Source organism: Kribbella italica (assembly GCF_014205135.1).
GTDB classification, from domain to species: Bacteria; Actinomycetota; Actinomycetes; order Propionibacteriales; family Kribbellaceae; genus Kribbella; species Kribbella italica.
Map to the genome: position 1 here is coordinate 6,744,694 of NZ_JACHMY010000001.1, position 20,717 is coordinate 6,765,410.

Annotated in this window: 24 protein-coding genes; 9 read left to right on the top strand and 15 right to left on the bottom strand. The window is 67.8% G+C overall.

What is annotated here, in order from left to right; genetic code table 11:
- The first annotated feature begins 92 nt into the window (after positions 1 to 92).
- On the top strand, positions 93 to 1,013 hold the full coding sequence (locus HDA39_RS31525; RefSeq protein WP_184801399.1) for a helix-turn-helix domain-containing protein: 921 nt from the start codon (positions 93 to 95) through the stop codon (positions 1,011 to 1,013).
- Here HDA39_RS31525 and HDA39_RS31530 read toward each other — a convergent pair.
- Both HDA39_RS31530 and HDA39_RS31535 read right to left on the bottom strand, forming a co-directional pair.
- Positions 1,010 to 1,540: a hypothetical protein gene (locus HDA39_RS31530; protein WP_184801401.1), complete on the bottom strand. Its 531-nt coding sequence runs from the start codon at positions 1,538 to 1,540 to the stop codon at positions 1,010 to 1,012. The genes HDA39_RS31525 and HDA39_RS31530 overlap by 4 nt on opposite strands.
- 17 nt (positions 1,541 to 1,557) lie before the next feature.
- The gene (locus HDA39_RS31535) at positions 1,558 to 3,864 is read right to left on the bottom strand and encodes a glycosyl hydrolase family 95 catalytic domain-containing protein (protein WP_184801403.1); all 2,307 of its coding nucleotides are present in this window, start codon (positions 3,862 to 3,864) and stop codon (positions 1,558 to 1,560) included.
- 177 nt (positions 3,865 to 4,041) lie between these two features.
- Here HDA39_RS31535 and HDA39_RS31540 point away from each other — a divergent pair, with 177 nt between their 5' ends.
- Positions 4,042 to 4,794 (top strand): SAM-dependent methyltransferase, encoded by a 753-nt coding sequence (locus tag HDA39_RS31540; RefSeq protein WP_184801405.1) that lies wholly within the window; start codon positions 4,042 to 4,044, stop codon positions 4,792 to 4,794.
- Here HDA39_RS31540 and HDA39_RS31545 read toward each other — a convergent pair whose 3' ends face one another.
- Positions 4,795 to 6,192 (bottom strand): FAD-dependent oxidoreductase, encoded by a 1,398-nt coding sequence (locus tag HDA39_RS31545; protein WP_337925975.1) that lies wholly within the window; start codon positions 6,190 to 6,192, stop codon positions 4,795 to 4,797.
- An 81-nt stretch (positions 6,193 to 6,273) separates the two neighbouring features.
- Here HDA39_RS31545 and HDA39_RS31550 point away from each other — a divergent pair, with 81 nt between their 5' ends.
- The 4 genes from HDA39_RS31550 to HDA39_RS31565 are packed head-to-tail and all read left to right on the top strand — an operon-like array spanning position 6,274 to position 8,447.
- Positions 6,274 to 6,624, top strand: coding sequence for an ArsR/SmtB family transcription factor (locus HDA39_RS31550; protein ID WP_184801409.1), 351 nt, complete (start codon positions 6,274 to 6,276; stop codon positions 6,622 to 6,624).
- A 37-nt stretch (positions 6,625 to 6,661) separates the two neighbouring features.
- Positions 6,662 to 7,342: an arsenate reductase/protein-tyrosine-phosphatase family protein gene (locus HDA39_RS31555; protein WP_184801410.1), complete on the top strand. Its 681-nt coding sequence runs from the start codon at positions 6,662 to 6,664 to the stop codon at positions 7,340 to 7,342.
- A complete protein-coding gene (locus HDA39_RS31560; protein ID WP_184801411.1) occupies positions 7,339 to 8,049 on the top strand; it encodes an aquaporin in 711 nt (236 codons plus the stop codon). The genes HDA39_RS31555 and HDA39_RS31560 overlap by 4 nt, the downstream gene beginning before the upstream one ends.
- On the top strand, positions 8,046 to 8,447 hold the full coding sequence (locus HDA39_RS31565; RefSeq protein WP_337925976.1) for an arsenate reductase ArsC: 402 nt from the start codon (positions 8,046 to 8,048) through the stop codon (positions 8,445 to 8,447). The genes HDA39_RS31560 and HDA39_RS31565 overlap by 4 nt, the downstream gene beginning before the upstream one ends.
- Before the next feature lie 92 nt (positions 8,448 to 8,539).
- Here the strand turns inward: HDA39_RS31565 and HDA39_RS31570 are convergent, their stop codons facing one another.
- The 11 genes from HDA39_RS31570 to HDA39_RS31615 form a co-directional block, all read right to left on the bottom strand.
- The gene (locus HDA39_RS31570; RefSeq protein ID WP_184801412.1) at positions 8,540 to 8,875 is read right to left on the bottom strand and encodes a YnfA family protein; all 336 of its coding nucleotides are present in this window, start codon (positions 8,873 to 8,875) and stop codon (positions 8,540 to 8,542) included.
- Between the two features lie 37 nt (positions 8,876 to 8,912).
- Entirely contained in the window at positions 8,913 to 9,344 is a 432-nt protein-coding gene (locus HDA39_RS31575) for a MerR family transcriptional regulator (protein WP_184801413.1), read from the bottom strand.
- Entirely contained in the window at positions 9,341 to 9,679 is a 339-nt protein-coding gene (locus HDA39_RS31580) for a hypothetical protein (protein ID WP_184801414.1), read from the bottom strand. The genes HDA39_RS31575 and HDA39_RS31580 overlap by 4 nt, the downstream gene beginning before the upstream one ends.
- Positions 9,680 to 9,769: 90 nt before the next feature.
- Positions 9,770 to 10,651, bottom strand: a complete 882-nt coding sequence (locus tag HDA39_RS31585; protein ID WP_238356188.1) for a helix-turn-helix domain-containing protein — start codon at positions 10,649 to 10,651, stop codon at positions 9,770 to 9,772.
- Positions 10,652 to 10,684: 33 nt separating this feature from the next.
- Entirely contained in the window at positions 10,685 to 11,494 is an 810-nt protein-coding gene (locus tag HDA39_RS31590; RefSeq protein WP_184801416.1) for an alpha/beta fold hydrolase, read from the bottom strand.
- Positions 11,495 to 11,639: 145 nt separating this feature from the next.
- The gene (locus tag HDA39_RS43490) at positions 11,640 to 11,771 is read right to left on the bottom strand and encodes a hypothetical protein (protein WP_273482554.1); all 132 of its coding nucleotides are present in this window, start codon (positions 11,769 to 11,771) and stop codon (positions 11,640 to 11,642) included.
- Positions 11,772 to 12,131: 360 nt separating this feature from the next.
- Complete coding sequence (locus HDA39_RS31595; protein ID WP_184801417.1) at positions 12,132 to 12,428, bottom strand: hypothetical protein; 297 nt, start codon at positions 12,426 to 12,428, stop codon at positions 12,132 to 12,134.
- Positions 12,429 to 12,554: 126 nt separating this feature from the next.
- The gene (locus HDA39_RS31600) at positions 12,555 to 13,472 is read right to left on the bottom strand and encodes a helix-turn-helix domain-containing protein (protein ID WP_184801418.1); all 918 of its coding nucleotides are present in this window, start codon (positions 13,470 to 13,472) and stop codon (positions 12,555 to 12,557) included.
- Positions 13,405 to 13,917, bottom strand: coding sequence for a DUF6879 family protein (locus HDA39_RS31605; RefSeq protein WP_202893175.1), 513 nt, complete (start codon positions 13,915 to 13,917; stop codon positions 13,405 to 13,407). Before HDA39_RS31605 ends, HDA39_RS31600 begins: the two co-directional genes overlap by 68 nt.
- A gap of 20 nt (positions 13,918 to 13,937) precedes the next feature.
- Positions 13,938 to 14,183, bottom strand: a complete 246-nt coding sequence (locus tag HDA39_RS31610; RefSeq protein WP_184801419.1) for a hypothetical protein — start codon at positions 14,181 to 14,183, stop codon at positions 13,938 to 13,940.
- 222 nt (positions 14,184 to 14,405) lie between these two features.
- Positions 14,406 to 15,575 (bottom strand): hypothetical protein, encoded by a 1,170-nt coding sequence (locus tag HDA39_RS31615; protein ID WP_184801420.1) that lies wholly within the window; start codon positions 15,573 to 15,575, stop codon positions 14,406 to 14,408.
- A gap of 355 nt (positions 15,576 to 15,930) precedes the next feature.
- Here HDA39_RS31615 and HDA39_RS31620 point away from each other — a divergent pair, with 355 nt between their 5' ends.
- Positions 15,931 to 16,203, top strand: a complete 273-nt coding sequence (locus tag HDA39_RS31620; RefSeq protein WP_184801421.1) for a hypothetical protein — start codon at positions 15,931 to 15,933, stop codon at positions 16,201 to 16,203.
- 432 nt (positions 16,204 to 16,635) lie between these two features.
- Here HDA39_RS31620 and HDA39_RS31625 read toward each other — a convergent pair whose 3' ends face one another.
- Positions 16,636 to 18,609, bottom strand: coding sequence for a Xaa-Pro dipeptidyl-peptidase (locus HDA39_RS31625; protein WP_184801423.1), 1,974 nt, complete (start codon positions 18,607 to 18,609; stop codon positions 16,636 to 16,638).
- Between the two features lie 145 nt (positions 18,610 to 18,754).
- On the opposite strand from HDA39_RS31625, the gene HDA39_RS31630 reads away from it, so the two are divergent.
- Together HDA39_RS31630 and HDA39_RS31635 are read left to right on the top strand one after the other, a co-directional pair.
- Positions 18,755 to 19,768, top strand: coding sequence for a substrate-binding domain-containing protein (locus HDA39_RS31630; RefSeq protein ID WP_184801425.1), 1,014 nt, complete (start codon positions 18,755 to 18,757; stop codon positions 19,766 to 19,768).
- 31 nt (positions 19,769 to 19,799) lie between these two features.
- A complete protein-coding gene (locus tag HDA39_RS31635; RefSeq protein ID WP_460658497.1) occupies positions 19,800 to 20,714 on the top strand; it encodes a 1,4-dihydroxy-2-naphthoyl-CoA synthase in 915 nt (304 codons plus the stop codon).
- The last annotated feature ends 3 nt before the right edge of the window (positions 20,715 to 20,717 follow it).

Here is a 20,717-nt window from a genome sequence, read left to right on the forward strand (position 1 = left end):
CTACACATCCCACAGTAGTCCGCATCACAAAAACCCCGAGCCCCGCAAGATCGATCAAGTCGCGCCGGCGGTGCAGGCGGCACAGTGGATCCATGAAGGACGTGTACGCCGAGTTCGTGTCGGCCGTGTCGGAAAGCCTGAGCGGTGCCGAGCAGGCCCCGACCGGGGACGCGCTCGCGCGCCGGGCCCACCTGTCGCGGTTCCACTTCGACCGGGTGATCAGCGCCGCGGCCGGCGAGCCGCCGGCAGCATTCCGGCGCCGGCTGCTGCTCGAACGGGCGGCGTACCGGCTGTTGGCCGAGGATGTCGGCGTACTCGACATCGCGATCGACGCCGGGTACGGCTCGCACGAGGCGTTCACGCGGGCCTTCGTGCGGGCGTACGGGATGTCGCCGCGCGCCTGGCGGTGCGCGTCGTCCCGCGTGTTCTTCCTGGCCGCCCCGAGCGGCGTGCACTTCCAGCCACCGGCGGGCCTGCGCCTGCCGGCGAGGAGAAAGGTGAGAGGGATGGATGTCCTGGTCCGGATGGTCGAGCACCACGTGTGGCTGACCGGCGAACTGATCGAACGCGGCGCCCGGCTCGACGCCGCGGCGCTGGACCGGCCGATCGTGTCGTCGGTCGAGGGGATCGACGACGACACGTCGATCCGGTACCTGCTGGACCGGCTGGTCTGGCAGGAGGAGATGTGGCTGGCCTCGGTCGAGGACCGGCCGTTCCAGGTGCCGGAGTGCGGGCGCGACGTCACCACGCCGATCCCCGAGTTGCGGTCCCGGCATGCCGACGCGGGATCGCGATTCGTTGCCCTGGTCAACCGGTTGAACGACGAGGGCCGGTTCGACGAGAGCTTTGTCGACACCACCTGCGAACCGCCGCGGGTCTTCACGTACGGCGGAATGGTGGCGCACGTGCTCACCTTCGCGGCCCATCGGCGGTGCGTGCTGGTCGGCGCGTTCCACAGCGCCGGCGTCACCGACCTCGGGTTCGGCGACCCGATGGAGTTCGTCGCGGGCTAATCGCAGTTGAACTCGTCGAGCGGCGAGACGCGGTACTGGTCCTCGTACACGCCGGACGCGGTCTTCACCTGTACGCCGTACCGGACCTCGCCCGGCGTCAGCGTCTTCAGGTCGTTCGGCGTGAAGATCGTTTGCCCGCCGAACGACTGGTGGTCCTCGCCCCAGCTGCGCACCTTGTACGACGTACGCGGCGACAGGTCGTTGACCACGGTCACCGGCTTCCAGCCGTCGCCGCCGGACCTCACCGGGATCTGCCGGACCGATTTCGAGCCCTTCGACGCCGTGTAGACGGCGATCGGCAGCGTGGTGGTGCCGCCGGTCGAGTTCGGCTGGGCGGGAAGCGACTCGTCGAAGAGCTGCAGCTCGACCATGTCGCCTTCCTTGCAGTCCTCCAGCACGATCACCGGGTTGCCGGAGTCGTCCACGGTCATGCCGACCTTGGCGGCGGCGAACCTCGGCCCGCAACCGGTCAGGACCGCGGTCGCGCAGAGCACGATCGCGGCCAGGCCGGTCCGAGTGAGGCGCATTCACCCAGCGTAGGAGCCTAAGAGGTCGTGATCCGGGCGGTCTCGCCCGGCTGCAGGTCGAGGGCGATCAGCTCGTCGCCGAGCCGGACCTGTTGCGGGGTCGACCTTTCCGCCGCTGTGATCTGGGCGGCAACGAGCTTCCCCTCGGCCCATTCGAGGTCGACGGTGTAACCGCCGCGCGCCCGCAGACCGGTGACGGATCCGCTCGCCCAAGCGGTCGGCAGCGCCGGCAGCAGCTCGATCTCGAGACCGGTCGACTGGACGAACAGCTCCGCCATCGCGCCGGTCCCGCCGGAGTTGCCGTCGAAGGCGTAGATGTTCTCGTCCACGCCCGCGATGCCGGCGACGGAGTACGACAGCAGGTTGTCCTCACTCGCGTCCGCGATCAGCGACCGCAGGTGCCGCAACGCGTGGTCTCCTTTCTGCAGCCGCGCGTAGAACGCCGTGAGGTTGGCCTCGACCCACTCGGTCTGCTCCCAGCCGTCCGCGCTCTGCCGGCGATCGATGACGACCTCGGCCGCCCGCGCCAGCTCCGGCGTCCCACGCGGCGTGATCTGCCGCTCCGGGTAGACCGAAATCAGGTGCGAGGTGTGCCGGTGGTTCGGCTCGGCCTCGTCGAAGTCGTGCAGCCATTCCTGCAGCTGGCCGTGCTTGCCGACCTGGAACGGCGGCAACTTCTCCCGTGCCTTGGCGACCTCCGCGCGGAAGCCCTCGTCGATGCCGAGCAGCTCGGACGCCTCGCCGCAGATCCGGAACAGCGCCTCGATCAGCACCCGGTCCGTCGTGTTCCCCAGCGAGATCGAGCACTTCTCGCCGTCCGGCGACAGGTACCAGTTCTCCGGCGAGTCCGACGGCCCGCTGAGCAGGTAACCCGTCTCGGGATCCTCGGTCAGGTACGCCAGGAAGAACTGCGCCGCATCCTTCAGCACCGGATAAGCCCGTGAGGCAAGGAACTCCAGATCCCGGTGGTACTCGAAGTGCTCCCACAGCTGCAACGAGATCCAGATCCCGCTGGTCACGTGCAGTCCCCACCCGAGCCCCCAGCCGGGTGCGGTGTAGCTCCACGCATTCGACACGGTGTGCGAAACCCACCCCGGCGCGCCGTACATCTCCGCTGCGGTCACACTCCCGCTCGCCCGCAGCCCGTCGATCAGCCCGAACAGCGGCTGATGACACTCGCCGAGGTTGGTGATCTCCGCGGCCCAGTAGTTCTGCTGGGTGTTGATGTCGAGATGGAAGTCGTTGGTCCAGGGCCCGCTCGACGCGCGGCCGTCGTTCCACAATCCCTGCAGTGCCAGGGGAAGCGGCGAGTTCTGCCGCGAGCCGGCGATTGTCAGGTACCGGCCGTACTGGAAGTACAAGGCAACCAACTCGGGATCATCGGCGCCCTCGGCAAACAACCGCCGCCGCTCGTCGGTCGGCAGACTGACGCTCATCCCGAGCTCCAGCCCCACTCGACTCATCAACGCCGCGTGATCCTCGACATGCGCCTGCTCGAGCACCTCGTACGCCGGTACGTCGCGCAGCCGCTCACTCGCCTGCTCCGCCGGATCAGCACCCAGCCAATCGGTGCCAACAGCAACGATCACCGTGACCGTCGTCCCGGTCGCGACGAGTACGTCCTCGGCCTCGCTCGCCTCGACCGTCCCGTCGGTCAGCACCTCGGCCCGGATCTCGACGGTGCTGCCGACCTTCCCGTTGCTGTGCAGCTCCTCGTACGCCTGCCCGCGCAAGATCAGCGTCTCGCCGTCCACCGTGACCTCGGCCGGAATCCCGTCCCCGCTGAAGCTCACCTTGTGCGAAACGGGTGCGCTGCTGGTCACCCGGACCACCAGCACTCCGGCGACATTGCTCGCGAACACCTCACGCTCCACGGCCACGCCGTTGCGCGTGAACCGGGACCGGACGATCGCGTCGCTCAACTCCAGCGACCGCTCGTACCCGCTGACGTCGCCGTCGATCCCGTGCTCGACGAGGAGCTCCGGCAACGACACGTTGGTCCCGAACGACGACGGCGTCCCCAGCAGATGCCGGCCCGCCAGCGCCTGCGCCTCGGCGTACTCGCCCGCGAGCAGCAGCCGCCGGATCTGCGGCAGGTACTTCAGCGCCGTCGGGCTGAGGTCGCTGCTTCCCGGTGCGCCGGACCAGGCCGTTGACGCCGACAACCGCACCCGCTCGGCGTCGGTCCCGGAGTAAACCATCCCGCCGACAAACCCGTTGCCCACGGGCAACGCCTCGAACCACCGCTCCGCGGGCCCGGCGTACCAAAGCCGCCCTGCCGGTACGCCGTCGGCAACCCGCTCAACCACCTCACGCTTCAGCACCGGATCACCCTAAGCGCGGCCGTCCTCGCGAGGCCCCGCGGATCTGCCATCTGGACGGCGTCACCCGTGCAACGTCGGCCGGTAGATCAGCTCCTCGTGTCTGGTACACCCCTTCGACGAACCACCGCACACTTATTCGCTTGCCCGGCCGCGGGTGCTTCTCCACACTTCGATCCAATGGATGATGCCGAACTCGCCCAACTGCTGAAGAACGACCGGTACCCGCGCTCCGCCGGGTACCCGGCCCGCTGGATGGTCGACGCGTCCATGGGCCCGAACCCGCTCTGGCAGGCCGAGGCCCTGATCGAGCACCTGCCGCTCCAGCCGGGCCAGCGTGTCCTCGACCTGGGCTGCGGTACGGCGCTGAGCTCGATCTTCCTGGCCAAGGAGTACGGCGTGGAGGTGTGGGCAACCGACCTGTGGATCCAGCCCGACGAGAACCTCCGCCGCATCACCGAAGCCGGCGTGGACGACCAGGTTCACCCGATCCACGCCGAGGCCCACGCCCTGCCGTACGCCGAGAACTTCTTCGACGCCGTCATCAGCATCGGCGCGTACCACTACTTCGGCACCGACGACCTCTACCTCGGCTACCTCACCCGCTTCCTGAAACCCGGCGGCCGGCTGGGAATCTCCCTCCCCGGCTCGATCGACGAGCCCGAAACGCTTCCGCCGCCGCATCTGGCGTCGTACTGGAAATGGGACTTCTGCGCCTGGCACAGCCCCGCCTGGTGGCGCCACCACTGGGAGAAGACCGGCCTGGTCACCGTCGAGCTCGCCGACCGCCTGCCCCACAGCTGGCACGACTGGCTCCAGTGGAACGACGCCTGCGACCTGGACGCCGGTACGCCGGGGCGAGAAGAGGCCCAGATGCTCCGCGCCGACAACGGCCGCACGCTGGGCCTCACCCGCGTCATCGCGCGCACCTGATCAACCGCAGCAGCCTGCCGGCTTCTCGTCGATGACGGTCAGCAGGCCGCCACTGATGCCCGTGGCAAGGCCTCGGCCCGCCGGGGGAGAGATCTCGACGGCCTGCGGCGCCGGTCCGCAGCATCCGCCGGCGGTCTCGCCGCTGCTGTCGCCGTACGCGAGGTTCGACGAGCACACACCGGTCTCCGGCAGCTCAAGCTGTACGTCGCGAGCCGCTTTCCAATCACCCGCGAGCGCCGCGACGACGGAGCGCGCCTGCTCGTACCCGGTCGCCAGCAGGAACGTCGGCGCCCGCCCGTACGACTTCGCCCCGATCGCGTAGTACCCGGGCTCGGGATGAGCCAGCTCATCAACGCCGTGTGGCGGCACCGTCCCACATGAGTGCAGATTCGGATCGATCAACGGCGCCAGCGCCCGCGTCGACCCCATGATCGAATCCAGGTCGAGCCGAAGCTCACCAACCATGTCGTGATCAGGCCGGAAGCCCGTCGAGTTGACGACCGCGTCTGCGACAACGCGACGCTCACCGGCTGCCAACTCGACCCGCCCGTCAGCGTTGCGGGCAGCGGCGTCGATGCGGAAGCCGCTGACGAGCTCCACCCGGCCGGACTGGACGAGCTTCTTCAAGCGGCTCCCGAGTGCGCCGCGGGCGGGCAGTTCGTCGGCGTCGCCCCCGCCGTACGTGCGGGCCTGATCGGCACCGCGCACAACCCAAACGATCTCCGTCCCGGCGACTTCCTCAGCCAGCGCGCCCAGATCCAGGAGCGTGGTCGCGGCGGAGTGCCCAGCACCAACGACCGCCGTACGACGCCCGGCATGCTGTTCCCGATCACGTCCGAGGACGTCAGGCAGCGCGTGAACGATGCCGTCGGCAACTTCTGCCTCGCCGCGCGCCGGGATTCCGGAGCCACCGAGCACGTTCGGCCGCCGCCAGGTACCGGCCGCGTCGACCACGGCCGACGCGAGGATCTCGCCTCCGTCGGCCAGCCGGATCAAGAACGGCGCCTGCTCGCGCCCCGCTGTCCGCACGCGATCGAACCCGACCCGAGTCACCGCGACGACCTGCGCGTCGTACCGGATCCGGTCGTTCAGCTCCGGAGTCTTCGTCAACGGTTCGAGATAGGAGTCGATCAAATCGCCGCCCGTCGGCAACCTGCCGAGATCGGGCTCCACCCAGCCGGCCTGTTCCAGCAGGCGGCGGGCCGCGCTGTCGATGTCGTAGCGCCACGGGCTGAACAGCTTCACGTGCCGCCACTCCTCGACCGCCGCCGCGACGCCCGGCCCGGACTCGAGGACCAGGAAGTCAACGCCCTGCTCGGCCAGGTGCGCGGCGGCTGCCAGCCCAACCGGCCCTGCTCCGATGACCACAACCGGCCCGGCACCGCTCTGCTCGCTCACGATCCGTCTCCCTGTATCGACGTTCATCTAATCAACGATCATCAGCTTGCCTGTTGATTAGACAAGAGTCAAGATAGACCCATGTCGAAACAAGGGCTCACTGTCCGGTCGGCCGGCACCTGCTGTACGCCGATCTCCGAGGCGGCTCTGGATCCGGCGCAGGCGGTCGAGGGTGCGGCGCTCTTCAAGGCCCTCTCCGACCCGATCCGCCTCCGCCTGATGTCGCTCATCGCGTCGAACACCGGCGAGACCTGCGTTTGCGACCTCACCGACAAGTTCGACGTGAGTGGCCCGACCATCTCCCACCACCTGAAGGTCCTCCGCGAGGCCGGCCTGGTCGACTGTGAACGCCGCGGGACCTGGGTCTACTACTGGCCGATCCCCGAAACCCTCCGGCGAATCTCGTCCTTGCTCGCGGTTCCCGCCGGCTAGCTTGACGGCGTGAACTAGCTCAGTAATCATTGAGTCAATGAACGCTGAGCGATTATCTCTGACTGAGCGAGCCCGCATCCACGCCGCACTCGGCGATCCGGCGCGGCTCGCGATCGTGGACACCCTTGTCGCGGGGGACGCCGCCCCCGGCGAGCTGTCCGCCGTGCTGGACCTGCCGACCAACCTCATCGCCCATCACCTCAAAGTGCTCGAGGACGCCGGCCTGGTCGCCCGCAGCCGCTCCGAAGGCGACCGCCGCCGGACCTACGTCCGCCTGGTCACCGAAGCGCTGGAGTCGCTGGCAACGCCCTCGCTCACAGCACCGCGCGTCGTCTTCGTCTGCACGCACAACTCGGCCCGATCCCAGCTCGCCGCCTCGATCTGGTCGCGCCGCAGCCACATCCCCGCGCTCTCTGCCGGCACTCGACCGGCGGCGGCGCCGCACCCGCGCGCCGTACGGGTCGCCCGCAAGCACGGCCTGGATCCGTCCCACTGGAGCACCTCGCCCGTGGAGGAGGTGGTCGCCGCCGACGACCTGATGATCGCCGTGTGCGACATCGCGTACGAGCACCTCCCGGCCGCCGCCCGTCCCCGGCTGCACTGGTCGATCCCCGACCCCGCCGCGACCGACACCGACGCGGCGTTCGAGAACGCCTACGAAGAGATCGCCGACCGCGTCGATCGCTTGGTCCCGGTGCTTTCACCGGTCACCCAGTGACTGCCCTCTGGCGGCGGGCGCTCGCCGAGGCACTCGGCACAGGTCTCCTGGTCACCGTCGTGGTCGGATCAGGAATCGCAGCGGCTTCCTTGTCCCCAGGCGACCGCGGCCTGCAACTACTCGAAAACGCCTTCGCCACCGCACTAGGCCTCGCCGTACTGATCCTCATGCTCGGCCCGGTCTCAGGCGCACACTTCAACCCCGTCGTCTCCGCCGTCGACCACTGGCTGGGCCGCCGCACCAGCACCGGCCTGCCTCTGCGAGACCTCGCCGCCTACATCTCCGCCCAAACCATCGGTGCGATCGCCGGCGCAATCCTCGCCAACCTCATGTACGCCGAACCGGCCGTCTCCTGGTCGACCACCGACCGCAGCGGCTGGCACCTGCTGCTGGGCGAGACCGTCGCGACCGCGGGGCTCGTCGTACTGATCTTCGCTCTCGGCCGGTCCGGCCGATCAGCCGTCGTACCGGCTGCTGTCGGCGCGTACATCGGAGCGGCGTACTGGTTCACCTCGTCGACCTCGTTCGCCAACCCCGCCGTGAGCATCGGCCGCGCCTTCAGCGACACCTTCGCCGGCATCGCGCCCGGATCCCTCCCCGGCTTCATCGCCGCCCAACTCCTCGGCGCCGCCCTCGGCATCGGCGTCCTCGCCCTCCTCTACCCCGCCAGGACCGTCACCCCACACCAAACCGGAGCCCCCAAGTGACCAAACCCGTCGTCCTCTTCGTCTGCGTCCACAACGCCGGCCGCTCCCAAATGGCCGCCGGCTGGCTCCGCCACCTCGCCGGCGAAACCGTCGAGGTCCGCTCGGCCGGCTCCGAACCCCGCGACCAGCTCAACCCTGTCGCCGTCGAAGCCATGCAAGAGGTCGGCATCGACATCACCACCGCCGTCCCGCAACTCCTGAGAACCGAAACAGTCCAGGACAGCGACGTCGTCATCACCATGGGCTGCGGCGACGCCTGCCCGATCTTCCCCGGCAAACGCTACGAGGACTGGGCTCTCACCGACCCTGCCGGCCAACCGATCGAGGTCGTCCGCCAGGTCCGCGACGACATCCGCACCCGCATCGAGAAACTCGCCAAGGAACTGCAGACCGCCTGACCTCACCGACCCGTTCGCAGCGCCTCACGAAGGATCGGCTGCAGATTCGGGCAGTCCGGCACTTGCAGCACCTCGAGCCTCATCGAACCACCTCACGTACTCCGCGGCGCGTACATGATGACCGCGACCCCCACCAGACAAACCGACGCGCCGATCACGTCCCACCGATCCGGCCGGAACCCGTCGACGATCATGCCCCAAGCCAGCGAGCCCGCGACAAAGATTCCGCCGTACGCCGCCAGAATGCGCCCGAAGTTCGGATCCGGCTGGAACGTCGCGACGAACCCATAGGCGCCCAGGGCAACGATCCCGCCGGCGATCCACAGCACACCACGATGCTCCCGCCACCCCTGCCAGATCAACCACGCCCCACCGATCTCGGCCACGGCCGCCAGCACGAACAGCGCAATCGACTTCGCGAACGTCATGAGTGCGAAGGTACCGAACGCCCGCCGTACAGGCCTTTCACCGGTCCCGCCCCAGATCCGCGAACGGCAGCGGACAGGCAGGATTGTGCGCGCAGTCGACCAGTTCGTCACACCCCGCGTCGAGCGCCGCCCGCAAACTCCCTGCAATCACGTTCAAGTCAACGATCTTCGCCTCGACATCCACCAACTTCTCCCGAGCCCGCCGTTGCAACCCGGCGTCAGCCTTCCGCCCATGACGATGCCGCCCAGCCTCCAGCAACTCCGAAATCTCCTCCAGAGTGAACCCGAGCCGCTGCGCCGCCTTGATCACCCGCAACACAGTCACCGTCGCCGGCGAGTACAACCGATGCCCACCAGGACTCCGATCCGGCTCGCTCAACAACCCGCGCCGCTCGTAGTACCGCAGAGTCTGCTGGTTAACCCCCGCAGCCTCAGCAACCTGCCCAGTCCGCAACCAACTCCCCGTCACGCCAACACCCCCGCAGCCCGCGCCGCCAGCCCATCCAGCACGTCGACCCGCGCCACCGGAACACTCACCCGCAGCCGTAGCTCCCCGTCGTCACCCCCACTGAACACAAACCCGAAGAACGAACAACACTCGCTCTCCCGCGCCACCAGCTCCCGAGCAACCACCTCACAAGATGCCTTCAGCACCAGCTCCAGCTCAGTAGGCCCTTGCCGCTCCACCCCAAGCAACCCCTCAGCAAACAACCCATCGAACTCAGCAACCCGCAACGGCTGCTCAGCTGTAGGAAGCGTGCACGCCTCCGGAACCCAACTCCCGCCCAGAGCTTCACTCGTCATACCTCGACGGTAAACCTGTACCTGAGTACCGAATGCAAGCCTGACCATCACGCGGTCACCAGGTCCAGGCGGTTGGGTGGAGACAGGCTGTCAACCAAAGTCAGGGATGTGACCGCCACTCGTCACCGGGCTCCGCATCGGTGGGGAAGCCGGCCACACGACGTCGTCGATCGCGAGCCACGGCGCGACCGCCACCGCCGTGGGAGTGAGCCCGGTGAACGACTTGACCTCGCGGTGAAGGTGGGACTGATCGACGTAGCCGCTCTCAGCGGCGACGTCGGCGGCCGCGTGACCCGCCGCGAGCAGGCGGGCAGCGTGATCGAACCGCACCAGCCGGGCGGCGCGTTTGGGCGTGATACCGAGCTGAGCCCGGAAACGAGCCGACAGCCGCTTCCGGCTCCAGCCAACCTCGTGCGCAAGGCAGTCAACCCGCGCCCGTCCCCGGCTGGCGCGCAGCTGCCGCCAGGCGAATGCGACCTCCGGGGCAACTCTTGGTCGGCTGCCCAGGCGTCGGCCGAGGAGGTCCGCCGCAATCGTGAACCGTTCGCCCCAGGACGCGGCGGTGCGCAGCCTGTCCTCGATTCGTCCGGCGTCGCGGCCCCAGACATCATCCAGGGACACCACGGCCCCGGTGAGCTCGGTCGCCGCGCCGAGCACGACAGCCGCTGCGGCGGGCTCCAGCCGGATCTGGAGGCACTCGCCCACCCGGCCGCCTGCTCGAAGAGCGCCGGGAAGGAGTCCGACCACGGCGCTGCCGCGGAGATCCCGGGCATGGCCTCGGTGGACGAGACCTTCGCCCTCACTCAAGTCGATCAACAAGGTGACGGAGGGATGCGCGACCATCGCAATGTCCATTGAGGCCGGGCCACGGTGGCGGAACCCGGCCATGCTGACCCCTGGCAGCCGATCTGACGAGAGTGGGACGGCGATGTCCACGAGCGACCAGTCGAATGGCGCCCCTGTCGACGGCATAAGTAGAGCTTAGACCTCGTCAACAGTCGGACGTCAGCGCTCTCTTGCCGCAAAATCGAGGAGCAGTTCGCTGGTCGCCTCGGGCGCTTCGAGCATGGGTAGGTGCCCGACGCCGGGCAGTTGCACGACCCGTGCGTTCGGCACCGCGTCGTACTGGTGCACCGACGACGGGTCCCAGCGAGGGTCGGCAGCGCCGAAAGCGGCCAGTACGGGCACGTCGAGGGCGGCGAGACGCTCGGGCATACTGCGCTCGGCGATGTACTCCGTGTTCCGGCGCAGCACCGTCCTGAACGTTCGGTACGAGGTTCCCCGCATCTCGGCGACCAGGTCGTCCGGGACCTCCACTGGACGAGCAGCCGTCGCCCCGATTCCCTTGCGGATCATCGCGTCTGAACGCCTCGACCACAGAAGAGGACCGAACGGCGGCCCCAGCAGGACGCGAAGGACGAGCGGCTGCGGGAGAAGCGCGTCGGGCCTCGGGCCGGTGCTGATCAACGCGATCGACCTCACCAGGTCGGGCCGCTGTTCAGCAAGCGCGGTGGCGACATAGCCCCCACTGGAGTGTCCGACCACGGTGACGGCACCGAGACCGAGGTGGTCCAGGTGCGCCGCCACCTGCATCGCCTGCTCGGGCACGCCGTAGGACGCCGCGGGTGGCGACTGGCCGCAGCCCGGGAGATCGACCCGGACGACGTGATGACAACCGGCGAGTGCCGGGACCATCGGGCTCCAGGAGCCCCCCGACGCGCCCGATCCGTGGATGAGCAGCAGTGGCAGAGCCTGTCGAGGTCCGTCGTGGACCACATACATTCCAGCCACGTGCTCGACTTCGTCTTCGTTCATGCGAGTGATGATGCGTGGGGTCTCGACCACCGGTCTTGTACAAATGTCGTTGCGACGATCTCCCCGCGACCTCCACCAACCTCTCCCGAGCCAGCCCTGCAACCCGCAGCCGCAGCAACCTGCCCGGTCCGCAACCAGCCCCCCGTCATGCCCACAACCCCGCAGTCGTCGCCGCTCGCAGCGCCAAAGCATCCAGTACGCCGACCTGCGCTTCCGGAACACTCTGCCCGGCAACCTCGAACTCATGCGCCGCGGCGAGCAAGGCATCGAAATCCACCCGACCGGTCGTTCCCGGAGCCACTTCCCAAGCCGCCTCCGACCCATCGCGACGCCCTGACAACAACCGCAAATGACTCCGCCCTGAAGCAACATCCGCCAAGCCGAGTCCTCATCACCCGCCGCACGAACGGCGGCCGCGGTGGCCGGCGCACTCATCGGCTAACGCCTTGGAAGCCCCAGCCGAGAGACTCAACCAAACCCGTACAGAGAAGACGGCCCTCGCACCCACCATCTCCAGGTGCGAGGGCCGTCTCGTGCTGTCCGGGCGCAAGCCCGCGTGCGCAGGACACCGGACAGGTGGAACAGCCAGGACGGTCACAGCGGTTGGGTCACGGCTTACGCGCCGCCCTGGCTGGCTCTAGGCACCCGGGGACTCACCTTCGTTGGGATGGAGCCGCGTGAGGCGCTCGACGAAGATGCGATCGTGGGTGAACAGGCGATTCGTCGTACCAACCAACATCGGCTTGTCCCACATGACCTGCGCCTGATCGCCGAAGACAGCGACAACCGTTCCGCGTCCGTAGTCGCCCGAGGCCACCCGCTGGCCGATGCAGATCTGCGCCTTTCGGCGGTCGTCAGACTCTTCGCATTCAGGCTCGTCGTCCGGCAGGCCGACCCATTCGTGGTCGCCACAGGTTCCCGTGCAGATGACCATGAGCTGTGGTCTCCGTTCTCGATCGCGCGGCTGGAACGTGGCCAACGCTAGGGATCAGAGAACGGCGGTGGGCGAAGATTTCTCGGGATTTCTCGACGTCTTGAAAGCCATGGCGGTACGGCGAAATCAGCCGCTCGAAACGTCTGACTCGGAAGCCAGATCGGCCATGACGCGTCCGATGATCTTCCGTGCGTCGCGGTCGTAGCTGGCGACGCCGGCGAGCTGCTCGAACGCATCGGCGTACAGCTCGATCTCCTGCGGCTGGCGCAGATCCAGCTCAGCGCTGAACGTCTCGAGCAGGACCCGGCGGTCGTCATAGATCCAGAAACCGTGCCAGGGCGAGACCGTGTACGCGGTCTCCGTCGCGATGATGCCGACCTTGACGTTGCGCAGGTGCGAGATCGACGCGAGCCGATCCAGTTGCCCGAGCATGGCGTCGAGCGGGCAGAGCCGGAACCGTAGCGCCGCCTCGGTCAGCACGAAGTGGAACTGCTTCCCCGGCCGATAGAGGATCTCTTGACGCCGAAGCCGGGCCGCGACAGCTTCTTCGGCGTCATTGGTGATCTTCAGCCGACGTACGGACTCCTCGAATCGTGCTCGCGCGTACTCGCCGGTCTGCAGAAGGCCGGGCACCACGGTGGCCTCGAAGACACGAAGAAGCCGGGTCTTTTGATCCCATTCGTAGAGCTGTTCCTGCTGTGGTCGCAGACCGGCCCGCATGAGGTGACGCCACTCCGCGAACTGCAGTTCCAGACTGTGCAGCGAGGCGAGAAGTGCATCGAGTTCCGACTGGTGATCGCTGGCTCGCGCCCAGGCGCGGAGGTCCTCGTCGCTGGGCGTTTGCCGGCCGTTCTCGAGCTTCGAGACCTTCGAAGGCGCCCAAGCGAGCGACTCCGCGAACTCACGCCCGGTCGATCCGGTCGACCGGCGGAGCTCACGAAGTCGCTTGCCCAATGCGGTGCGTGCCTCGTGGACGTTAGTCGCGTCCGCGGTGTTGTTGTCCGGCAAAGTCGTCCCGTCGTACGGCGTGGTGCCAGGCGGCATCTCGCCAGTAATTGTGCTTCACGACCTGACTGGGATCGGTGATCAGCTCCGTGCCGAGGAAACCGTCGGCGTCGTCGAAGTCCATCCGTACCAAGGTCGTCGAGTCGAACAGCCAGTAGTCGTGCTTCGGTACGCCGGCGACGTCGGCTTGATCCCTGGCCAGGTACCGAATGTCCTCCCCTGCTTCGTTGGTGAACTGCGCACACCACAACCCAAAACGGCTGTAGTCCGTCAACGGCACCGTCACCACGCGAACCCGGCTGAAGCTCCGACCGCCCTCGCGAGCTTCGCGGACCAGATCCAGCCATTCCTGCATCCAGGGCAGGTCGTCAGGCTCACCCGCCAGGAACTTCGCCAGCGACCCGGCCTCGTCGCTCTCGTCGTACCGATCGCGAACCTCAAGCCGAAAGGCCGTGTGTTCGAAGGAGTTGAGCAGATCCCACAACGACGGACCGGGCTCGGTGCTCAGCTGTCCTCCTGCTGTTCGAGGTACCGAAGGGCGTACATCTTCAGCACTTCCTCCGGAATCTCGATCAGCGTCTCGTGGTCGGGAACTGGCGCGACGGCGTTCACATCCGCCAGCGTCTGCGGGTCCGTGACCTTCCAGCCCTGGGCGATGTAGGTGACCCGGTCCGTCCTGTCTGTCGCGAACAGAGTCGGTGAGTTCTTGGTCTGCGAGTCGGGGTCCTTACCGAGGAAACGAGCATGCATGATGCCTCCTTGCGAGAAATTTCGCGAAACAGCACTCCGACGATCTTCGCTCTTCCCGGCAGACCCCGCAACGCCTCCGGCGAGTCGTATGGCCGGCGCCAGCGACCCATCAGCCGACCTAGTTGTCCGAACCACGCACCTGGGGATTCCAGCCGAGCGCTGGCGAAGGTTAGACAGGGGAGGTCGGCTCCCGCGACGATCATCGCCCTCGGTCTAAATAAATCAGGAACGGTCTCGTCGGCCGAGGAACCAGAACACAACGGCCGTACCGGGCATCCCAAACAAGAGACTTGGGAGATCCATAGCGTCGACAGCAAAGTCGATCCACTCGAATCTGTCGAAATCACGAGCCGATACGCCGTCAGCGTCGAGGTGGTGGAGGCTCTGGGCGATCCACCACAGCCAAACCATCACGAAGGCAAAAGCCAGCGCTGCACCAACATCCAGTGACTGGCTGGACAGCGGCTTGGGAGGGGCCGGCGATGCATTGAGATCGTCTGACGAAGCTGGCCGATCCGTCAGGGCTGGTCGCGACTCGGCCTCGATCGGATTGTCCCCGTCGGCAGTTACGGCAAGCCCTGCAGATCTAGCCCACGCAGCCATAAGGACTGAGGCTGACTCGTACCCGAGCAGAGAGCTGCCCAGGTAGGCCGCGGCGGGGACACTGGGGCCGATCATGCTTGCGATATCGGCGTACTCGCGGGCCGAGGTGAGCCCATTGGCCCGGGCAACCTCGGAGATCATGCGGACTGAAGACTTCTGCGCGAATCCCTTCAATGCGAGACCTAAGCCAGGGACGGTGGGGCCGATCTTGCTCGCGATCTTGGCGAATTCTCCGGCTGACGTGAAGCCGCCGATCTTGGCTACATCGGAGATGAACTCAAGCGAGGACTGCCGACTGTAGATCTTTGAGGCGAGCCCTAGGCCGGTCACCGTGGGGCCGACAGTCCTGGCGATTTCCCCAAACTCGCGGGCTGAGGCGAAGCCGCCGATCTTGGCTAGATCGGAGATGAACTGGAGCGAGGACTCTTGGCCTAACGCCTTGGCCTTCGCGGTGAAGCCCAGTCCAGCAATCGTCGGACCGATCTCTCTCGCGATCTCTGCGAATTCTCCGGCTGACGTGAAGCCGCCGATCTTGGCTACATCGGAGATGAACTCGAGCGAAGACTGCCGGCCGAACGCCTTTGAAGCGAGGCTCATATTGGGGACGGCAGGGCCGATGCCCTTAGCGATTTCGGCGATCTCACTAGCCGTGGTGAAGCCAGCAGCCGTGGCCAACTCAGCGACGAAGTCAGCCGAAGAACGCCAGCCGGGGAAGCTCTTCTTAGTGTCAGCGAACGATCCGGAAAGTCCGAACTGTGCTGCCCCGACGACTCCAGCCGAACTAGTCATCCTGTCACTCCTCACTTGAGCTACTTCGAGAGTAGGTCAGCGCAACGACAGTTTGTTGTTTGTCTGAAGGGCGCGCCCCAGCGCGGGTCAGGTCGCTGTGGCTCAACGCTCTCTCGTGCCTAGCCGTATCCCGTAATGGCTGCCTCTGGGCATCTACGGATGCCTAGGACGGCACCCACTACCGATGGCGGCAGGTTCGGTTTCGAAAGGTTCTGGGCTCCTAGGGATCAGAAGGCTTGGTTTCGGAATTTCCGCTCGGAAGGTTGCCTTGCCAACGGGACGGTAGGGCCGAGTTCTGGAGTATGCGGGGCCTCGTCGTTGCGTGGATCCGGGGTGGAACTGCAACATGGGCGCTGTGATCGAGTCTGCGGACGAGTTCGTACGTCTTCGCACGAGCGACGATCCCGCTGAGTTCAGGCGGGCGGCTCATGAGCCGGCCGGCGTCGACACCTGGCTCGAGGTGATCGACCGATTTCCTGAGATGCGGGTCTGGGTGGCGCACAACAAGACAGTTCCGCTCGCGGTCCTGGAGTTGTTGCGGCACGACGCTGACGAGCGGGTGCAGCGGATGGTGCTCGAGAAGAGGTCCTGGGCTCGTGCACATCCGGATGACACCAGCCGTAAGTAGGCCCGTGTTCGCGCTCAGGTTGTGCGAGAGATACCGGTCGGTGGTGAGCGGGTCAGTTGCCAATGGCCGGTCGCGCGCGTCCGATCAACGGCAATGCGGAACCACCTGTACTCACTCGAGGGCGCTAAGCCCGCACTTCAGGGCGCCAGCCCGCACCCCAGGGTGGGTGGGAGCGGACTGCGTAGCACGCGACGAAGGAGCGGGCGTAGCCGGCCGCGTGGGGAGGCGGGTGTGGGCGGGGAGGCCGGGCGGTAGGCAACGGCAGATCGCGCGCACGCACCGGATCAAGCTCAGCGCGCGACCACCTGTAGTCACTTGAGGGCGCTAAGCCCGCACTTCAGGGCGCCAGCCCGCACCCCAGGGTGGGTGGGAGCGGACTGCGTAGGTCGCGACGAAGGAGCGACCGTAGCCGGCCGCGTGGGAGAGGCGGTGCTAGCCGAGAGGATCGTGGAGGTTGGGGCGTTGGGTGGGGGTGGTGATGTCCACGTCCAAGGGCTCGATCTTCGTAGGCGCAGGGACCTTGCCGGCGGTGACGGGGAGGTTGAGTTTGCTGTGGGCGAGGTCGATGTCGACTGTCGCGCCGGTGTCGTTGGGCGTCGTCCACTCGGTGTCGGACAACGTCACGGCCAGGCCGAGCGTGCGGCCCTTGGGGATGACCTCGTCCTGGGCGCGCAGCGGCACGGTCACGGTGGTCCACTTGCCGGGGGTCAGCGGACGGGGGTGGGCGAGTGACGAGCTGTGGGCGGCGTCGATCCAGCCTCGGCTGACGATGCCGTGGTCGCTCGCCTCGGTGAGCTTTTCGACCGTGTAGTAGCAGCTGTCGTCGTAGTCGGTGCTGGCGCCTTCACACGTGGAGCTGTTCGTACGACGGACGCCCGCGTAGCGCGAGGCCTCGCCGTACTCGATCAGGCGGGCGGTGACCGGTGTGGTGACCGAGTCCGACTTGATGCGCAGGGTGACCGTGGGGGTGCCGCTCACGCGGATGGTCGCGGGGAGCGGGGCGGACAGGAACATCTGGCGGCCGGCGATCACTTCGGACGGTGTGTCGACGATGGTGTCCTCGGTCAGCGACGGGTCGTCGGTGACGGTGACGGTTCCCTTGCCGTAGGCACCTAGTTTCCCGGCGGCCAGCGGAACGGGGACGGTCCGGGACACGGCCGGCCAGGTCGGGTAGTTGCGCCAGACGTCCGGTGCGACCTCCACGGAGGCCTGCGCGGAACGCATCACGCCGTTCTGCAAGCCCTGCAGCCAGTAGTCGAACCACTGGTGCAGCTCGTCCACCCACTCGTCGCGCCGGAACTCGAAGGGGTCGACGTGGTCCTCGAGGCCGAGCCAGATCTTGCGGGGGACGCGGTTCTTGGCCAGGGCGTCCCACCACTGGGCGAAGTGGTTGGTCTGGACGTTGTAGTCGCTGAGCCCGTGCGTCACGAAGACCGAGGCCTTGATGTTGCGGGCGTCCTTGACGTAGTCGCGCTCGGCCCAGAAGCGGGTGTAGTCGCCGGTCTCGTCGTCGTCGGCCTCGCCGAGGTCGGCCCGTACGGCGTCGCAGGCGGGGGTGTCGTGGCCGACGTACGCGCCGAGCCAGGGCATGTAGTCGATCGAGTACGGCACGCCGCCGGAGCGCGAGTAGTCGTACCAGGAGGAGATGGCCGAGATCGGCACGATCGTCTTCAGACCCCGTACGCCGGTGGCGGCGACCGCGTTGGCCAGCGTTCCGTCGTACGACTTGCCGATCATCCCGACCGCGCCGGTCGTCCACGAGGCCCGCACCGGCGTACCGTCGGCCAGCGCCGCCGTGTTGCGCCCGTTGAGCCAGTCGATCACCGCGACGACCGAGTCGACCTCGTCCTCGCCGCCGACGTCGCCGCAGCCGGTCGAGCGGTTGGTGCCGACGATGTCCACGCCGACCACCGCGTACCCGCGCGGGACGAAGTAGTTGTCGTAGTACAGCGGCATCTTCTGGATGACGCCGGCCGCGTCGTAGGTCTTCTTCTCGCTCTCGTTGCCGCGGCCGCAGCAGGAGTAGTACGGCGAGGCGTCCATGATCACCGGGATCCGTACGCCGTTGGCGTCGGTCTCCCGGGGGCGGACGATGTCGACCGCGATCTTGTCGTCGACGCCGTCGGAGTCGGTGTCCATCCGGGTGTCGACCCAGACCGACTCGCGGATCGCGCCGGCGTAGTCGTAGACCGGCTTGGTGCCCTTCGTCCGGGTGTCCACGTGCGCGGGCGCTCCGGCGGGCAGACCACCGTCCAGGCTCGCCGCGAGGGCAGGCGCGGATGCCGGGGCGCCCGGTGACGGCACTCCGTCGGGGGCCGGAGCAGCCGTGGCGGTGCCGACGAGGGTGGTCAGGCAGAGCACGGTGGACGAGGCCAGGACGGTCACCCTGGCGCGGACGGTCGTCATGGCTCGGAAGGCTAGTCATTCCCACGCTCAGAAGCCAGGCTCTGACGACATTCCCAGAGACTTCCCGGCCACGCAGGGTGATCGACACCACTGGTCCGATAGGGTGACCGCCACCCGGGGGGAGCCAAAGGAAGGTGGGTGGCCAGTGAATCTGCGAGCACCGGTGACATTGCTGGACGTCGCGCAGCGGGCGGGTGTGTCGGTCGCGACCGCGTCCCGCGTGCTGAACGGCGGCGACCGGGTGCCGCGCCCGGAGCTGCAGGAGCGGGTCCGGGAGGCGGCCGCGGAGCTCGGCTACACGCCGAACGCGCAGGCCCAGGCGCTGGCCAAGTCGTCGACGAACGTGGTCGGCATCCTGGTGCACGACATCGAGGACCCGTACTTCGCGGCGATCGCGAACGGCGTGATGCGCGCCGCCGACGAGCGCAACCTGCTGGTGATGATGGCCAGCACCTTCCGCGACGCCGAGCGCGAGATCGCCTACCTGTCCTCGCTGCGTGCCCAGCGCGCCCGGGCCGCGGTGATGATCGGCTCCCGGCGCACGGACGCCGACCAGCTGGCCCGTACGGCGAACGAGATCGACGCGTTCCTCGGATCGGGTGCGGGGCTCGCGCTGGTCAGCCAGTCCGGGATGCCGGCGCACACGATCGAGCCGGACAACCGCGCGGGTGCGGCCCAGCTGGCGCGGGAGCTGGTCGGGCAGGGCTGGCGGAAGTTCGGCGTACTGGCCGGGCCGGAGCAGCTCGCGACGGCGCGGGACCGGCGGGACGGGTTCGTCGCCGGGCTGGCCGAGGCCGGGCTGGAGCCGGTGGCGGTGCTGGCCGGTGACTTCACGCGCGACGGCGGGCACGCGGCGGCGCTGGAGCTGCTGGACCGCAAGGTCGAGGTGGACTGCTTGTTCGCGGTGAACGACGTGATGGCGGTCGGCGCGATGTCGGCGCTGCGCGCGCAGGGGATCGACGTCCCGGGACGGCTCGGGGTCGCCGGGTTCGACGACATCGCGACGCTGCGGGACGTGTGGCCGGGGCTGACGACCGTCCGGCTGCCGCTGGAGCAGATGGGACGGCGTGCGCTGGAGCTCGCGATCGAGGGCGGCGACCCGCGGACCGAGACCTACGCCCCCGAGGTCGTCCTCCGCGAAAGCACCACCAGGAAATAACGCTCACCGGCCCTGAAATATGCTCGGCCGGGTGACCGACCCAGCGCACGTCAGTGAGATCTTCGACCCGTCGGCCTGGAAGGCGGTCGACGGCTTCGACCTGACCGACATCACCTACCACCGGGCGGTCGACGCCGGGGTGGTGCGGATCGCCTTCAACCGGCCCGAGGTCCGCAACGCGTTCCGCCCGCAGACGGTCGACGAGCTGTACCGGGTGCTCGACCACGCGCGGATGTCGAGCGACGTCGGGTGCGTGCTGCTGACCGGCAACGGTCCGTCCGCGAAGGACGGCGGCTGGGCGTTCTGCTCCGGCGGCGACCAGCGGATCCGCGGCAAGGACGGTTACAAGTACGCCGAGGGAACGACGGCGGACTCGATCGACCCGGCCAAGGCGGGCCGGCTACACATCCTCGAGGTGCAGCGGCTGATCCGGTTCATGCCCAAGGTCGTCGTGGCAGTCGTACCGGGCTGGGCCGCCGGTGGCGGGCACAGCCTGCACGTGGTCGCCGACCTGACGCTGGCCTCGGCCGAGCACGCGCGGTTCAAGCAGACCGACGCGGACGTGGCGTCGTTCGACGGCGGGTTCGGTTCGGCGTACCTGGCCCGGCAGGTCGGGCAGAAGTTCGCCCGGGAGATCTTCTTCCTGGGCGACGAGTACGACGCCGAGGACGCGTTCCGGATGGGCATGGTCAACAAGGTCGTCCCGCACGCCGAGCTGGAGCAGGTCGCGCTGGACTGGGGCCGGAAGATCTGCGCGAAGTCGCCGACCGCCCAGCGGATGCTGAAGTACGCGTTCAACGCGATCGACGACGGGCTGGTCGGTCAGCAGCTGTTCGCCGGTGAGGCGACCCGGCTGGCCTACGGCACCGACGAGGCCGCCGAGGGCCGCGACTCCTTCCTGGAGAAGCGGCCCGCCGACTGGTCGCCGTACCCGTACGCGTTCTAGAAG

Excerpts from the sequence above, each read along its gene's own strand:
- HDA39_RS31555 (WP_184801410.1), top strand. The coding sequence starts at position 6,662 with ATGAACGCTGAGCGATTATCTCTGACTGAGCGAGCCCGCATCCACGCC.
- HDA39_RS31530 (WP_184801401.1), bottom strand. The coding sequence starts at position 1,540 with ATGCGCCTCACTCGGACCGGCCTGGCCGCGATCGTGCTCTGCGCGACC.
- HDA39_RS31525 (WP_184801399.1), top strand. The coding sequence starts at position 93 with ATGAAGGACGTGTACGCCGAGTTCGTGTCGGCCGTGTCGGAAAGCCTG.
- HDA39_RS31580 (WP_184801414.1), bottom strand. The coding sequence starts at position 9,679 with ATGACGAGTGAAGCTCTGGGCGGGAGTTGGGTTCCGGAGGCGTGCACG.
- HDA39_RS31570 (WP_184801412.1), bottom strand. The coding sequence starts at position 8,875 with ATGACGTTCGCGAAGTCGATTGCGCTGTTCGTGCTGGCGGCCGTGGCC.
- HDA39_RS31550 (WP_184801409.1), top strand. The coding sequence starts at position 6,274 with ATGTCGAAACAAGGGCTCACTGTCCGGTCGGCCGGCACCTGCTGTACG.
- HDA39_RS31585 (WP_238356188.1), bottom strand. The coding sequence starts at position 10,651 with ATGCCGTCGACAGGGGCGCCATTCGACTGGTCGCTCGTGGACATCGCC.
- HDA39_RS31595 (WP_184801417.1), bottom strand. The coding sequence starts at position 12,428 with ATGGTCATCTGCACGGGAACCTGTGGCGACCACGAATGGGTCGGCCTG.
- HDA39_RS31540 (WP_184801405.1), top strand. The coding sequence starts at position 4,042 with ATGGATGATGCCGAACTCGCCCAACTGCTGAAGAACGACCGGTACCCG.
- HDA39_RS31590 (WP_184801416.1), bottom strand. The coding sequence starts at position 11,494 with ATGAACGAAGACGAAGTCGAGCACGTGGCTGGAATGTATGTGGTCCAC.
- HDA39_RS31610 (WP_184801419.1), bottom strand. The coding sequence starts at position 14,183 with ATGCATGCTCGTTTCCTCGGTAAGGACCCCGACTCGCAGACCAAGAAC.
- HDA39_RS31600 (WP_184801418.1), bottom strand. The coding sequence starts at position 13,472 with ATGCCGCCTGGCACCACGCCGTACGACGGGACGACTTTGCCGGACAAC.
- HDA39_RS31625 (WP_184801423.1), bottom strand. The coding sequence starts at position 18,609 with ATGACGACCGTCCGCGCCAGGGTGACCGTCCTGGCCTCGTCCACCGTG.
- HDA39_RS31615 (WP_184801420.1), bottom strand. The coding sequence starts at position 15,575 with ATGACTAGTTCGGCTGGAGTCGTCGGGGCAGCACAGTTCGGACTTTCC.